At 70.9% G+C, this 14,394-nt stretch carries 10 protein-coding genes; 4 read left to right on the top strand and 6 right to left on the bottom strand.

The annotated features are described in order from the left end of the window. Position 1 precedes the first annotated feature (1 nt). From ACZ7LS_RS15955 to ssd, 4 genes are read right to left on the bottom strand one after another with little or no spacing between them, the layout of a single operon-like run. Positions 2-805, bottom strand: coding sequence for a type II secretion system F family protein (locus ACZ7LS_RS15955; protein WP_385134827.1), 804 nt, complete (start codon positions 803-805; stop codon positions 2-4). Next, positions 802-1,683: a type II secretion system F family protein gene (locus ACZ7LS_RS15950; RefSeq protein ID WP_385134829.1), complete on the bottom strand. Its 882-nt coding sequence runs from the start codon at positions 1,681-1,683 to the stop codon at positions 802-804. The genes ACZ7LS_RS15955 and ACZ7LS_RS15950 overlap by 4 nt, the downstream gene beginning before the upstream one ends. Continuing rightward, entirely contained in the window at positions 1,680-2,843 is a 1,164-nt protein-coding gene (locus ACZ7LS_RS15945) for a TadA family conjugal transfer-associated ATPase (protein ID WP_382521011.1), read from the bottom strand. Before ACZ7LS_RS15945 ends, ACZ7LS_RS15950 begins: the two co-directional genes overlap by 4 nt. Further along, positions 2,840-3,943 (bottom strand): septum site-determining protein Ssd, encoded by a 1,104-nt coding sequence (gene ssd, locus ACZ7LS_RS15940; RefSeq protein ID WP_382521013.1) that lies wholly within the window; start codon positions 3,941-3,943, stop codon positions 2,840-2,842. Before ssd ends, ACZ7LS_RS15945 begins: the two co-directional genes overlap by 4 nt. Before the next feature lie 515 nt (positions 3,944-4,458). On the opposite strand from ssd, the gene ACZ7LS_RS15935 reads away from it, so the two are divergent. Further along, positions 4,459-5,295 carry an HAD family hydrolase gene (locus tag ACZ7LS_RS15935; RefSeq protein WP_382521015.1) on the top strand — a complete coding sequence of 279 codons (837 nt, stop codon included), beginning with the start codon at positions 4,459-4,461 and terminating at the stop codon, positions 5,293-5,295. Positions 5,296-5,766: 471 nt separating this feature from the next. Here ACZ7LS_RS15935 and ACZ7LS_RS15930 read toward each other — a convergent pair whose 3' ends face one another. Next, a complete protein-coding gene (locus ACZ7LS_RS15930) occupies positions 5,767-6,645 on the bottom strand; it encodes a Fic family protein (RefSeq protein WP_385134832.1) in 879 nt (292 codons plus the stop codon). A gap of 102 nt (positions 6,646-6,747) precedes the next feature. On the opposite strand from ACZ7LS_RS15930, the gene ACZ7LS_RS15925 reads away from it, so the two are divergent. Next, a complete protein-coding gene (locus ACZ7LS_RS15925) occupies positions 6,748-7,734 on the top strand; it encodes an ATP-binding protein (RefSeq protein ID WP_382521018.1) in 987 nt (328 codons plus the stop codon). Positions 7,735-7,778: 44 nt separating this feature from the next. Here the strand turns inward: ACZ7LS_RS15925 and ACZ7LS_RS15920 are convergent, their stop codons facing one another. After that, on the bottom strand, positions 7,779-9,053 hold the full coding sequence (locus ACZ7LS_RS15920; RefSeq protein WP_382670603.1) for a polysaccharide deacetylase family protein: 1,275 nt from the start codon (positions 9,051-9,053) through the stop codon (positions 7,779-7,781). A 307-nt stretch (positions 9,054-9,360) separates the two neighbouring features. Here ACZ7LS_RS15920 and ACZ7LS_RS15915 point away from each other — a divergent pair, with 307 nt between their 5' ends. Together ACZ7LS_RS15915 and acs are read left to right on the top strand one after the other, a co-directional pair. Continuing rightward, the gene (locus tag ACZ7LS_RS15915; RefSeq protein ID WP_385134834.1) at positions 9,361-12,057 is read left to right on the top strand and encodes a bifunctional SulP family inorganic anion transporter/carbonic anhydrase; all 2,697 of its coding nucleotides are present in this window, start codon (positions 9,361-9,363) and stop codon (positions 12,055-12,057) included. A gap of 231 nt (positions 12,058-12,288) precedes the next feature. After that, positions 12,289-14,244: an acetate--CoA ligase gene (gene acs / locus ACZ7LS_RS15910; protein WP_385134836.1), complete on the top strand. Its 1,956-nt coding sequence runs from the start codon at positions 12,289-12,291 to the stop codon at positions 14,242-14,244. The last annotated feature ends 150 nt before the right edge of the window (positions 14,245-14,394 follow it).

Genomic DNA, 14,394 nt, shown 5'->3' with positions numbered 1-14,394 from the left:
GTCAGCTGCCGTTCAGCAGTCCGCTCGCCAGGCCGATGACCACCGGGGCCACCCCCACCGCCAGGAAGGCGGGGAGAAAGCACAGCCCCACGGGGGCCGTGATCAGCACCTGGGCCCGCTGGGCTCTGGCCACCGCCTCCCGGGCTCGTTCCGCCCTGAAGCCCGCGGCCAGCCGGGAGACCGGCTCGGCGGCCGGCGCTCCCGTCGATCCCGCCCGTTCGAGACAGCGGGCCAGCCCCGCCGCGCCCGGTATCTCCCCGAACCGCCCCCACGCCTCGGCCGGTTCGCCGCCGAGCCGCAGCTCCGCGGCCGTCCGTGCCAGCCGGTCGCCAACGGGTCCGCCCAGCGACTCCCCGACCGCCTCCGCCGCCTCGCGCGGCCCCGCCCCGGCGGCGACGCAGGCGGCCAGCAGATCGGCGGCGAGCGGGAGCTGACGGGCCGCCTCATCGGTGCCGGTACGGTCTCCCGGCTTTCTCGTACGCGACCACCTGCGGACCCCGTACGCCCCGGCGAGCCCGACCAGCCAGCCGGCCACCCCGCCGACCATGATCCAGCCGAAGATCACCGCGACGCCCGGCGGACCCCAGCGCCGCGCCCACACCGCGGCCGCCCGGGACCGTGGCCGCCGCCGTCCGTACGCGACCGCCAGCAGGGCCACGAACCGCGCCCGCGCCCGCCGTTCACGCCGCCCGGCCTCCACCGCGAAGGCGAGAGACACCAGGGCCAGACACACCATGGCCACAGAGCCGGCCGCGGTGAGCGCCGGGACAACCGCCCACAGCCTGTGGGTGAACTCCCCCGTCACGGCGCCTCCCCGGTCCGTACGATCCGGGCGGCCCACCACAGGCCCGCGCCCTCCAGCAGCCCGCCCACCAGCAGACAGCCGAGCCCGGCCGGGGTGTGCAGCAGGACACGCAGCGGATCCGCGCCCAGGGCCCAGCCCAGCGCCAGGCCCACCGCGGGAAGCAGCGCCAGCACCACGACTGTCGCCCAGGCGCCCGCCAGCTGGGCTCGTAACCCTTCCCGTTGCTCTCTCTCCGCCCGCAGCGCCGCTTCCAGACGGTCCAGCCCGGCGGCGAGCCCCGCCCCGCCGTCCACAGCCACCCGCCAGCAGGCCGCGAGCCCGACAAGGCCGTCCGCTCCCGGCTCACGCGCCGCCTTCCGCAGGGCGTCGGGTACGTCGCCGCCGAACCGCGCGGCCGCCAGCACCGCGCCCTCCGCGCTTCCCAGGCCACCGGTCGACCGTGCGGCGGCGAGCAGGGCCTGGGTGGGGTGCAGGCCGGCTCGCAGCTCGCCTGCGGCCGTGCCGCACAACGCGACGATCCTGTCGGCCATCCGCTCGCGCGCCTTCCTCCGCTCCCTGGCGCGCAGCCACCGCCCCACCAGCGGCACCGCCAGCACGCCGCCGAGCAGCGGCAGGACCGACTCGCCCAGCAGCGCGAGCAGCACCGCGGGCGCCAGGCAGAGCCACTTCCCCCGCAGCCGTCGCGCCCCCTCGCGGGCCTTCGGCAGCCATCGCTCCCACGGCGGCGCCCCCGGCACCGCGGCGACGGACGAGCCCGGGGCCGCGAGCAGTTGTCCGGCCCGGCGCAAGCCCCGTTCCTGCCTGATGGCCAGCCGGACCGCTCCCCCGGCGAACAGCACCGCCGCGAAAGCGGTGACATGCGTCGTCAGAGCCGTCACGGCGCGCCTCCGATCAGCGCCAGCAACCGCTGCCGGCCACGGTCGTACGCGAAGCCTCCGGCGCCCCAGCGCAACGCGGGCACCGGCACCACCAGCCCTGCCGGATCCCGTTCCAGCACGTGCACCTCGGCGATCCTCCGGCGCCCGTCGCGGTCCCGTACGAGATGGATCACGACCGACAGCGCCGCCGCCAGCTGACTGTGCAACGCCGCCCGGTCGAGCCCCGCCGCCGTTCCCAGCGCCTCCAGACGCGCCGGCACGTCCGCCGCGGTATTCGCGTGTACGGTGCCGCAGCCGCCTTCGTGTCCCGTGTTCAGGGCGGCGAGCAGTTCCGTGACCTCGTGGCCCCGGACCTCGCCGACGACCAGCCGGTCCGGCCGCATACGCAGCGCCTGTCTGACCAGATCCCGCAACGTCACCAGGCCCGCGCCCTCCTGGTTCGCCGGCCTGCCCTCCAGCCGCACCACATGCGGATGATCGGGCCTCAACTCGGCGGAGTCCTCGGCCAGTACGATCCGCTCGCGCTCGCCGACCAGACCGAGCAGTGTGGACAGGAGCGTGGTCTTGCCCGTGCCCGTGCCCCCACTGATCAGGAACGACAGCCGGGACTCGATCAGCGCCCGCAGCACCCGCTCCCCACCCGGCGGTACCGTCCCCGCCGCGGTCAGCTCCGGCAGCGAGAACGCCTTGGGCCGTACCACCCGCAGCGACAGGCAGGTCGAGCCCACCGCCACCGGCGGCAGCACCGCGTGCATCCGTGTCCCGTCGGGCAGCCGCGCGTCCACCCAGGGTCTGGCGTCGTCGAGCCGGCGCCCGGCCGCGGCCGCGAGCCGCTGCGCCAGTCTCCGTACGGAGGCGGCGTCGGTGAACGTCACGGCCGTCAGCTCAAGACCACCGCCCCGGTCCACCCACACCCGGTCGGGCGCGGAGACGAGCACGTCCGTCACCGAGGGGTCGTCGAGAAGCGGCTCCAGAGGGCCTGTCCCCACCAGCTCGCACCGCAACTCCGCCGCGGCGCCGAGCACTTCCGTATCGCCCAGCAACCGCCCCTGGGCCCGCAGCGCCGCCGCCACCCTGGCCGGCGTCGGGTCCGCCCCGCTCTCCGCGAGCCGCTGCCGTACGGCGTCCAGCAGCCCGTACGCCGCCCCGCCGCCGCTCATGTCGTCACGCTCCCGTCCCCGGCCCCGGCCAGCGCCCGCTCCCAGAACGCCGTACAGAACGCGGCGAGCGGTCCTCGCGCCCGGGATCCCGGCGGCGCGCCGCCGTCCTGGGACTCGGACAGACCGGGCTCCAGAGGCAATTCGCCCACCAGGGGCAACCGGAGCGCGCCGGCGATCCATCGCTCGTCCAGCCCGGCGGCGTACGGACCCCGGACCACCACCCGCAGATCCCTGAGGACCATGTTCGCCAGCGAGGCCACCCGGCCGGCCGCGGCGACGGCCCGCAGCTCGGCGGGCACCACCAGCAGCCCCAGATCCAGCTGCGCCAGGGCCTCCGCCACGGCTTCGTCGACTCGCCGGGGAAGATCCACGACCACGACTCCGCCGCGCCTGCGGGCCGCCGCGAGCACCGACCGCATGGCCTCCGGCTGGAGCATCACCGAATCGCCGCGGTCCCAGCTGAGCACCCGCAGTTCATGGAGCCGGGGCAGCGACTCCTCCAGCGCGCCGCCCGCGACACGCCCCTTGGAAGCGGCGAAATCCGGCCACCTTCTGCCCTCCGCCTGCTCGCCGCCGAGCACCACGTCAAGGCCACCGCCGAGCGGATCGGCGTCGATGAGCATCGTGCGCCGGCCCGCGCGCGCCGCGGTGACGGCCAGGGCGCACGCCAGCGTCGAAGCCCCCGCGCCGCCACGCCCGCCGATCACACCGACGGTGAGCGCGGGCCGGCCGACCCCTTCGGCGGCGTCCGCGATCCGGTCGACGAGCCAGCTCTCGGCGTCGGGGAGCCTCAGCACGCAGTCCGCGCCGATCTCCACCGCTCGCCGCCACACACCCGGGTCGTCCTGGTCCCGCCCGACGAGCATCACGTCCCGTCTGCGGGCGGCACCACGGCAACGCGCCGCCGCGTCGTCGCCGACGAGAACCATCGGCGCGTCCTCCCAGCACCCCTTCCGCTCCGGCACCGAATGGTGGACTTGCGGCTCGGCTCCGGCCGCGGCACAGAGCCTCAGCAGATCGTCGAGCAACTCCACATCCTCGGTCAGAATCAGCGGCCCGGCCCCGCCTCCCCCGCCGATCCGCGAACGATCGGATGTCATGGATCCAGCCACGATCTCCGCCCCCCTATCTCTTCTTCGATCCGGCTATCCGCGAGCGCTTCTCTCCGCGATCTCGCAGTGATCCGGTATCCGTGATTCCGGCTGCCGCGAACTTCGCGGCAGGAATCACCGTGCAGCGCAACAAGAAATCGTGTGGATCTTGCTTGAAAACTGTGGACAACTCACCAGTTGTGAATATCCCGGTAGCTCATACCAGTGACTTCCGGAGAGCAGCGCATTCGCTACGCACAGTGACGGGCATGCTTGCGGGAGCACCATCGCGCAGAGAGCTTCAGAAAGGGGGACGAGTGGCTTCGACGAGCCAAAAACGCGTCCGGACATGCGACGACCCCCGCCGGGGGGGAGAGCGGGGGTCGTCCCCACGGCCGACTCGGGGGGGGGAGGAGCCGGACCGGGTTAGCACGGTCGCGAACGATCCGTGACTTCCATGGTGTACCCGAGAGCCTTCTCAGGCAAACCCACGCGCCCCAGCTTACGCCGAATGGTGGGCGCATATGCTCGGCCTCGTGGAAAACCACTCCTTGCCGCGCACAGCAGCCTTCTTTGACCTGGACAAGACGGTCATTGCGAAGTCATCGACGTTGACCTTCAGCAAGTCCTTCTACCAAGGCGGCCTGATCAACCGCCGCGCCGTACTGCGCACCGCATACGCGCAGTTCGTCTTCCTCGCCGGAGGCGCAGATCACGATCAGATGGAGCGGATGCGGGAGTATCTCTCCGCTCTCTGCAAGGGCTGGAACGTCCAGCAGGTCAAAGAGATCGTCGCCGAGACGCTGCACGATCTCATCGACCCGATCATCTACGACGAGGCGGCGTCCCTCATCGAGGACCATCACACCGCCGGCCGCGATGTGGTGATCGTGTCCACCTCCGGCGCCGAGGTCGTCGAACCCATCGGCGATCTGCTCGGCGCCGACCGGGTGGTGGCCACCCGGATGGTCGTCGGCGCCGACGGCTGCTTCACGGGTGAGGTGGAGTACTACGCGTACGGGCCGACCAAGGCCGAGGCCATCAAGGCGCTCGCCGCGTCGGAGGGGTACGACCTCTCCCGCTGCTACGCGTACAGCGACTCCTACACCGATGTACCGATGCTCCAGTCGGTGGGACATCCGTACGCGGTCAACCCGGACCGCGCACTGCGCAGGGAGGCGGCGGCGCGCGACTGGCCGATTCTCGTCTTCAACCGGCCCGTACGTCTCAAGCAGCGCCTGCCCGCCTTCTCGATGCCGCCTCGGCCGGCACTGGTCGCGGCGGCAGCGGTGGGCGCGGCCGCCGCGACGGCGGGTCTGGTCTGGTACGCCACCAAGCGGAGGCAGTCGGCCCTCACCTGACGCCTGACGCCCGCGCCGTCCGGCCCCTGGGCCGTCCGGTCGGACAGGGCGCGCACCTCCATGACCGTTTTGTCGTTATTTGAACCCAAAAGTAAAGAAGTCCGGCCAGGGGTTTCCCATCCCTGCGGACAGGAGTAGAAAGGAGTCAACGGCCCGCGAGACCAAGGACATCCGAGAGGATCACCTGTTGTACGCACCAGGCCCCACGGACCGAGCATGAAAACTGAGCACCCACGCGACGTCGACCCGTCGATTACGGGCCAGCCGCACCAGGTGACGGGCGAAGTACCCGACCTGATGGGCAACACAACGAGGACGCTTGGTAACTCGGTGGACATGCCAGCGGCGGTGCCAACGAGGCGCCGCCGCAACCCTGTTCAGGCCACTTCCGCTGAGGGCCACTTCCGCTGAGGCCACTTCCGCTGAGGCCACTTCTCCTTACGGCGTCCCGGCCCCTTATGGCGCCTCGGCTCAGGCCGCGCCCCGCTGAAGCGCCTCGCATACGGCGGTGGACTCCCGTACCCCTAGTTCGATCGCCCGCCCGCAGTGGGTGATCCACACAGCCATCCCCTCCTGGGTGCCCGACAGATAGCCGTCGAAGGCGGCGGCGTACGCCGAGGGCCCCAGTTCCGCGTGTCCCACCTCCGCCGGACAGACCGACTTGGGGTCAAGGCCGCTGCCGATCAGCACCACACGCTCGGCCGCCCGCGCCACGAGGCCGTTGTACGAGCCGAAGGGCCGCAGCGCCAGCAGTTCGCCGTGCACCACCGCCGCCGTCACCAGGGCCGGCGCCCTGCCCGGCGCGACCACCAGCCGGGACAGCCCCTCCAGCCGTCCGGCCACCTCGTCCGCTCCCGGCAGCGGAGTCTTGTCCAGCGGTTCAGGAACAACACACTCGGGCGCCTCCACGACCGGCTCGCCCGTCAGCCGGGGCCGCCCCACGGTCTCGTCCGTGACGCCCGCGCCCCCGGCGGCCACCAGATGCAGCCTGGCGAGCACGCGCAGCGGCGACTGCCCCCAGATGGAGAGAAGTTGACCGGCCTCGGCGTTCAGTCGGAGCGCCGCGCCGACCGTACGGGCCTCGGCCTCCGAACCGAAGTCGCTGCGCCGACGCACTTCTTCGAGCGCCCAGTCGGCACCGGACAGCGCCGCGGAGCCGCGCGCCGCGCGCAGGGCCGCCTCGGAGGTGACCTCGTTGCTGCGGCGCCGCATCACACGGTGGCTGTAGACGCGGTCGACCGCCCTGCGTACGGAATCCACCGCGTCGGGAACCCCGGGCAAGGAGGCCAGCGCGAGCAGGGGGTCCTCCGGCCGGGGCGCGAAGGAAGCGTCAGAGGCAGTCGTACTCATAAGTAGCGAGGCTACGCGCCCGGGCCGCGCGCCCCACCTTGGAGTGGTCTTCCTCACTCGACCCGCTCACCTTGCGCGAGATTGCCACTACCCTAGGTGAACATGAAGATCGCTTTCGTGGGCAAGGGCGGCAGCGGCAAGACCACGCTGTCCTCGCTCTTCATCCGTCATCTGACCGCCAACGAGGCCACCGTCGTCGCGGTGGACGCCGACATCAATCAGCATCTCGGGGCCGCGCTCGGCCTCGACGAGCCGGAAGCCGCCGCGCTGCCCGCGATGGGTGCGCATCTCCCGCTGATCAAGGACTACCTGCGGGGCAGCAACCCACGGATCCCGTCGGCCGAAGCGATGATCAAGACAACACCGCCTGGTGAGGGGTCGCGGCTGCTCCGGGTCGGCGAGAACAATCCGGTGTACGACGCGTGCGCCCGGACCGTCCAGTTGGACGACGGCGAGATCCGGCTGATGGCAACCGGCCCCTTCACCGAGTCCGATCTCGGGGTGAGCTGCTACCACTCCAAGGTCGGCGCGGTCGAGTTGTGCCTCAACCATCTGGTCGACGGCCCGGACGAGTATGTGGTGGTCGACATGACGGCGGGCTCGGACTCGTTCGCGTCCGGGATGTTCACCCGGTTCGACATGACGTTCCTGGTGGCGGAGCCGACGCTCAAGGGCGTGTCCGTATACCGCCAGTACAAGGAGTACGCGCGGGACTTCGGCGTCTCGCTGAGGGTGATCGGCAACAAGGTCCAGGGGCAGGACGATCTGGACTTCCTGCGCGAGGAGGTCGGCGACGACCTGCTCGTCACGGTGGGCCACTCCGACTGGGTCCGGGCGATGGAGAAGGGCCGGCCGATCCGCTTCGAACTCCTGGAGGCGGACAACCGCTGCGCGCTCCAGACGCTCCAGGACGCGGCGGAGGATTCGTACGAGCACCGCGACTGGGAGCGGTACACACGGCAGATGGTCCACTTCCACCTCAGGAACGCGGAGAGCTGGGGCAACGCGAAGACGGGTGTCGATCTCGCCGCGCAGGTCGACCCCGCCTTCGTCCTCGGCGAAGCACTCGCCGTACCCCAGCCCTCCTGAAGGGGACCGCGAAGCCCCCGTCCTCCGTCCCGCCGCCGGCGCCGTCAGCGCTCTTCCGAGTGGCCTGCCGGGCGGGCGGCCGGGGACGGGCTCTTGGACGCGGGGGCGGCCGCGAGTGCCGTCCAGCCGCCCTTGGGCGCCTTGCCGACGCCCAGGCCGCGGAATTTGTCCAGGGTCTCCGGGTCCTGCGCGTCCAGCCAGTCGGTGAGCTGGCGGAACGTCACGCACCGCACCTCTTTCTGGACGCAGACCGTCTTGATCGTGTCCTCGACGGCGGTCATGTACGTGCCGCCGTTCCAGGACTCGAAGTGGTTGCCGATGATCAGCGGCGCGCGGTTCCCGTGATAGGCGCGGTCGAAGGCCTCCAGCAGTCCGTCACGCATCTGGTTGCCCCAGTACGCGTGCTGCGAGGGATCGCCGTTGACCGTCCCTGACTGGTTGAACATGAAGTTGTAGTCCATCGAGAGCGTCTCGAAATCACGCCCCGGCACCGGGACCAGCTGGAGCGGAATGTCCCAGAGACCGTCCGCCTTCTTCGGCCAGACCTGGTTGCCGATGCCGCTGGAGTCGTAGCGGAATCCCATCGTCTTCGCCGCCCGCATCATGTTCTTCTGCCCTTCCAGGCAGGGCGTACGGGCGCCGATCGCTTCCTTGTCATAGTCGAAGGGGAGCGGGGCCTCCTCCTTCAGGCCCGCGTTGGTCTTCCAGGTCTTCACAAAGGACTTGGCCTGGTTGATCTCGCTCTTCCACTCGTCGACGGACCAGGTACCGACGCCGCCCTCGTTGCCGCAGAAGTGGCCGTTGAAGTGGGTGCCGATCTCATTGCCGTCGCGCCAGGCGCCGCGCAGCTCCCGCAGGGTGTCCTTGATGCCCTGTGTGTCATTGAAACCGATGTCCGAGGTGCCGCGATCGTGCTGCGGCGGGTCGTACAGGTCGGCCTTCTCCTCCGGGAGCAGATAGACGCCGCTCAGGAAGTACGTCATCTTCGCGTTGTACTTCTTGGCCACCCCGCGGAAGTGGGAGAAGAGCTTCTGGCTGTCCTCGCCCGCGCCGTCCCAGGAGAACACCACGAACTGGGGTGGTTCCTGGCCCGGCTTCAGCCGCTCCGGCTTCGGCAGATGCGGCTGGGCGCCGGTGAACGCGGTGGAGCCGTCGCCGATGAGATGGGGGGCGTTCTGGGCTCCGGGGGCCCCCTTGGCGCCGTGGGCACCCTTCGGGGCCTCCTTGTCGGCTCCCGGCGATCCGGAACACCCCCCGAGTCCGACGGCGAGCGCCATGACGGCGGCGCCGAAGCCGATTCTCTTTGTGGCGGCCAGCATCCGCCCACCCTCTTCCCTCAGGTTTCAGTACCGAAGTGCCGAGCGGCGACTGCCGGCACGGCGCCGAGCGCCGACAACGTCGCACTGAGACCGATGAGATGAAGAAACGACAAGCCGTACAAGATCACTAATCACCCCTCAGGGTGAAGCATTGCCCCATTTGCCCGGAAAGTAATGCCGGAGTCTTTACTCTCCATTACGATCTATTTACCGAGTGTTGAGGAAACACGTCCCGCCACTGCACGCCGTGACCCACGGCCGCGCCCCCCTATACCGCGACCGCGCCGCCCCGGAGGAGACGGGAAATATGACTGCCGCCATCCCCACCCGCACCGCCCCCACCGAGCCCGCGTCCCCGTTGGCGCGCCTCTCACGCTTGCGCCGACCGCGCAGACCTCCGCACGACGACCGCGACGACCGTGGCGGCCGAGGAGGGCGCGGAGGGCGCGGGTTCCGGATCGCCGGAGCCGACGTATCCGCGTCGATCTCCGTTTTCCTGATCGCGCTGCCGCTCTCCCTCGGCATCGCGCTCGCCACCGGCGCACCGCTCCAGGCGGGCCTGGTGGCCGCCGCCGTCGGCGGTCTGGTCGTCGGCCGGCTGGGCGGGGCCCCGCTTCAGGTCAGCGGCCCCGCCGCCGGACTCACCGTCGTCACCGCCGATCTGATCCAGCAGTTCGGCTGGCGCGTCACCTGCGCCATCACCATCTGCGCCGGGTTCGCCCAACTCGGCCTCGCGGCGCTGCGGGTGGCCCGCTCGGCGCTCGCCGTCAGCCCGGCGATCGTGCACGGCATGCTCGCCGGCATCGGTGTCACGATCGCGCTCGCCCAGCTCCATATCGTGCTCGGCGGTACGCCGCAGAGCTCCGCCGTCGACAATGTGCGCGGCCTGCCCGCCCAGTTGGCCAATCTGCATCCGGGCGCGCTCTCCGTAAGCCTGCTGACCATCGCCGTACTGCTCGCCTGGCCACGGATTCCGGGGCGTACGGGCCGGATCGTACGTAAGATCCCGGGCACGCTCGCGGCGGTGGCGATCGCGACGACCCTGGCCGCGCTCGCCGGGGTCAGTCTGGAGCGCGTCGATCTGCCCTCCTGGAGCAGCCATGCCCTGCCCGCGCTGCCCGAGGGGCCGGTGCTCGGACTGCTCGCGGCCGTTCTCACCGTCACCCTGGTCGGCAGCGTCGAATCGCTGCTGTCCGCGGTCGCCGTGGACAAGCTGACGGCGGCGCGCAAGAAGCCCGGCGTCCATATCCCGCGCGCCCGGCTGGACCGGGAGCTGGCCGGACAAGGGGCGGGGAATGTCGTCTCGGGCGCGCTCGGCGGTCTGCCCATCACAGGGGTCGCCGTCCGCAGCGCCGCCAATGTGGCGTCCGGCGCTGTGAGCCGGAATTCGACCATGCTGCACGGGCTGTGGGTCGCGATCGCGGCCCTGCTGCTGGTGCCCGTGCTGGATCTGATCCCGCTGGCGGCCCTGGCCGCGCTGGTGATGGTCGTCGGGGTCCAGATGGTGAACCTCGTCCATCTGCGCAGCGTGCAGCGGAACCGCGAAATGCTGGTGTACGTGGTGACGCTGGCCGCCGTGGTGTTCACCGGCGTACTGGAAGGCGTGGTGATCGGGATCGCTGTGGCGGTCGCGGTGGCCCTGCACCGGCTCACCAGGACCCGGATCACGGTCGAGGTGCAGGACGGGATCCACCGCGTACGCGCGCGGGGTCAGTTGACGTTCCTCGCCGTACCGCGGCTCAGCCGGGTGCTGCACCAGGTGCCCTGGGACTCGGACTGTGTGGTCGAGCTGGACGGCTCTTTCATGGACCACGCGGCGTTCGAGGCGCTGCACGACTGGCAGATGGCTCATATCGCCCATGGCCGTGTGGCCGAGTTCACGGGGCGGGCGGGCGGCCGGATCGCCGAGCCGGCCACGGAGTCGCCCACCTGCTGCCGGCCCTGGACGCCCTGGCGCAACCACAGGTGCGGGGAGCACTCCCCCGTGCAGGTGAATGCCTCGCAACATGGAGAGCGGACACGCGTCGTCCCACCCGCGGACGCCCCCTCCGCAGCCGACCCGTCCGGAGGCAAGCCGTCCGGAGGCGCACCGCCCGCATTCGCCTCGACCACGGCCACCCCGTTCACCGCCGACCGGCCCGCGAACGATCCGTCCACCGCCGACGCGTCCACCACCGACCAGCCCGCGAGCGACCCGTCCGCGGCCGATCTCTCCGGTACGGCGTGGCCCGGAGCGAAGAAGACCGCTATGTGCCACACGCTGTCCGCGGGCGCGGCGCGTTCGCCCGGAGTCCGCCAACTGGCCAGCGGGATCAGCTCCTTCCAGCGCAATACGGCGCCGCTGGTACGCGGTGAGCTGGCCCGGCTGGCGCGCGAGGGACAGCGGCCTTCGCAGCTCTTCCTCACCTGCGCGGACTCCCGGCTGATCACGAGCATGATCACGTCCAGTGGTCCTGGCGACCTGTTCACCGTGCGGAACGTGGGGAATCTGGTCCCGCTGCCAGGGGCGGACGGCGCGGACGATTCGGTGGCCGCGGCGATCGAGTACGCGGTGGATGTGCTGCGAGTCGAGTCCATCACCGTGTGCGGGCATTCGGGATGCGGGGCGATGCAGGCCCTGCTGAACACCCCCGCAGACGCGGACGGGGACGGGCCCGGGGTCGGTACGCCCCTGCGGCGCTGGCTGCGCCACGGGCTGCCCAGCCTGGAGCGGATGCGAAGCGGTCAGCACTCCTGGGCCAGGATCTCCGGACGGCTGCCCGCCGACGCGGTCGAGCAGCTCTGTCTGACCAATGTCGTCCAGCAGTTGGAGCATCTTCGGGCCCATGAGTCGGTGGCCCGCCGACTGGCCGAGGGCACGCTGGAGTTGCACGGCATGTACTTCCATGTCGGCGAGGCCCAGGCGTATCTGCTGGCGGACGGGGTCGGGGCGCGCGGTGACTTCAGCGGTGAAGAGGTGTTCGACCGGGTGGCCCCGACCACGCTGGAGGAGTCGCGCGCCTGAACCGACCTCGTACCGCATCCGTGAGAGTGTGTGGCCCCCCTCCCCACCACCCCGGGGAGGAGGGCCACTTCTCAGTCGGGCGCGGGACGGCGGATCCGGGACCCGTGTCCCGGCGGATCCGATCCCCATCACACAGGTCTAAACCAATTTCCGGAAGCCCCTTGTCACCCGGGCATTCGCCTGATGAGCTAGGCCCGGGACACATAGGACGCCCTGGGAAAGGGAGATGTCGTGAGCAACGAAAGCCTGGCCAACCTGCTCAAGGAGGACCGGCGGTTCGCACCCCCGGCCGAGCTGGCCGCGCACGCCAATGTGACGGCGAAGGCGTACGAGCGGGCCGATGCGGACAGGCTTGGCTTCTGGGCCGAGCAGGCGAGGCGGCTCACCTGGGTCACCGAGCCGACCGAGACTCTGGACTGGTCGAACCCACCGTTCGCGAAGTGGTTCGCGGACGGCGAGCTGAATGTCGCCTACAACTGCGTCGATCGCCATGTGGCAGCCGGTAACGGAGACCGCGTCGCCATCCACTTCGAGGGCGAGCCGGGCGACAGCCGCGCGATCACTTACGCGGAGCTGAAGGACGAGGTGTCGCGCGCCGCCAACGCGCTCACCGAGCTGGGGGTGCGCGCGGGCGACCGGGTCGCCGTATATCTGCCGATGATCCCCGAGGCCGCGGTCGCCATGCTGGCCTGCGCCCGGATCGGGGCCGCGCATTCCGTGGTCTTCGGCGGCTTCTCTGCCGACGCCGTCGCCTCCCGTATCCAGGACGCCGACGCCAAGCTGGTGATCACCTCCGACGGTGGCTACCGCCGCGGCAAGCCGAGCGCCCTCAAGCCGGCCATCGACGAGGCCGTTGCCAAGTGCCCGCAGGTCGAGCATGTGCTGGTGGTCCGCCGTACCGGCCAGGACACCGCCTTCGACGACTCCCGTGATGTGTGGTGGCACGACATCGTCGGGCGCCAGTCCCCCGAGCACACCCCCGAGGCGTTCGCCGCGGAGCACCCGCTCTTCATCCTCTACACCTCGGGTACGACGGGTAAGCCCAAGGGCATCCTGCACACCTCGGGCGGCTATCTCACCCAGGCGGCCTACACCCACCACGCCGTCTTCGACCTCAAGCCCGAGACGGACGTGTACTGGTGCACGGCCGACATCGGGTGGGTGACCGGCCACTCGTACATCGTGTACGGGCCGCTGGCCAACGGCGCCACGCAGGTGATGTACGAGGGCACTCCCGACACCCCGCACCAGGGGCGGTTCTGGGAGATCGTGCAGAAGTACGGGGTCACGATCCTCTACACCGCGCCGACCGCGATCCGTACGTTCATGAAGTGGGGCGACGACATCCCCGCGAAGTTCGATCTGACCTCTCTGAGGGTGCTGGGCTCGGTGGGCGAGCCGATCAACCCCGAGGCGTGGATCTGGTACCGCGAGCACATCGGTGCCGGCAAGACCCCGATCGTGGACACCTGGTGGCAGACCGAGACCGGCGCCATGATGATCTCCCCGCTGCCCGGCGTGACGGAGACGAAGCCGGGCTCCGCCCAGCGCGCACTGCCCGGCATCTCGGCGACCGTCGTGGACGACGAGGCCCGCGAGGTGCCCAACGGGGGCGGCGGTTATCTCGTCCTCACCGAGCCCTGGCCGTCGATGCTGCGCACCATCTGGGGCGACGACCAGCGGTTCATCGACACCTACTGGTCCCGCTTCGAGGGCAAGTACTTCGCCGGGGACGGCGCGAAGAGGGATGACGACGGCGACATCTGGCTGCTGGGGCGGGTGGACGACGTCATGCTCGTCTCCGGCCACAACATCTCGACGACGGAGGTGGAGTCGGCGCTCGTCTCCCACCCCAAGGTCGCCGAGGCAGCCGTGGTCGGTGCCGCGGACGAGACGACCGGCCAGGCCATCGTCGCGTTCGTGATCCTGCGGGGCACGGCGAGCGTCGACGACGGGCTCGTGGCCGAGCTGCGCAACCATGTCGGCACCGCGCTCGGGCCGATCGCGAAGCCCAAGCGGATCCTGCCGGTCGCGGAACTGCCCAAGACCCGCTCCGGCAAGATCATGCGGCGCCTGCTGCGGGATGTCGCGGAGAACCGCCAGCTCGGGGATGTCACGACGCTGACCGACTCGTCGGTCATGGACCTCATCCAGAGCCAGCTGCCCAGCGCGACCAGCGAGGACTGAGCGGGCCGGTACAGCGTAGAGAACGCAAGCGGGCGGGGGGGGGGGGGGGGGGCCCCCCCCCCCCCCCCCCCCCCCCCCCCCCCCCCTTTCCTCCCCCCACCCCCCCCCCCCCCCCCCCCAACACCCCCCCCACACACCGCCCCCCCCCCC

This window comes from Streptomyces sp. NPDC039430 (assembly GCF_055639435.1).
The sequence above is the reverse complement of the archived record's forward strand: the minus strand, read 5'-3'. Positions and strand labels throughout refer to the sequence as shown.

Excerpts from the sequence above, each read along its gene's own strand:
- ACZ7LS_RS15945 (WP_382521011.1), bottom strand. The coding sequence starts at position 2,843 with ATGAGCGGCGGCGGGGCGGCGTACGGGCTGCTGGACGCCGTACGGCAG.
- ACZ7LS_RS15925 (WP_382521018.1), top strand. The coding sequence starts at position 6,748 with ATGAAGATCGCTTTCGTGGGCAAGGGCGGCAGCGGCAAGACCACGCTG.
- ACZ7LS_RS15935 (WP_382521015.1), top strand. The coding sequence starts at position 4,459 with ATGCTCGGCCTCGTGGAAAACCACTCCTTGCCGCGCACAGCAGCCTTC.
- ssd (WP_382521013.1), bottom strand. The coding sequence starts at position 3,943 with ATGACATCCGATCGTTCGCGGATCGGCGGGGGAGGCGGGGCCGGGCCG.
- ACZ7LS_RS15930 (WP_385134832.1), bottom strand. The coding sequence starts at position 6,645 with ATGAGTACGACTGCCTCTGACGCTTCCTTCGCGCCCCGGCCGGAGGAC.
- ACZ7LS_RS15915 (WP_385134834.1), top strand. The coding sequence starts at position 9,361 with ATGACTGCCGCCATCCCCACCCGCACCGCCCCCACCGAGCCCGCGTCC.
- ACZ7LS_RS15920 (WP_382670603.1), bottom strand. The coding sequence starts at position 9,053 with ATGCTGGCCGCCACAAAGAGAATCGGCTTCGGCGCCGCCGTCATGGCG.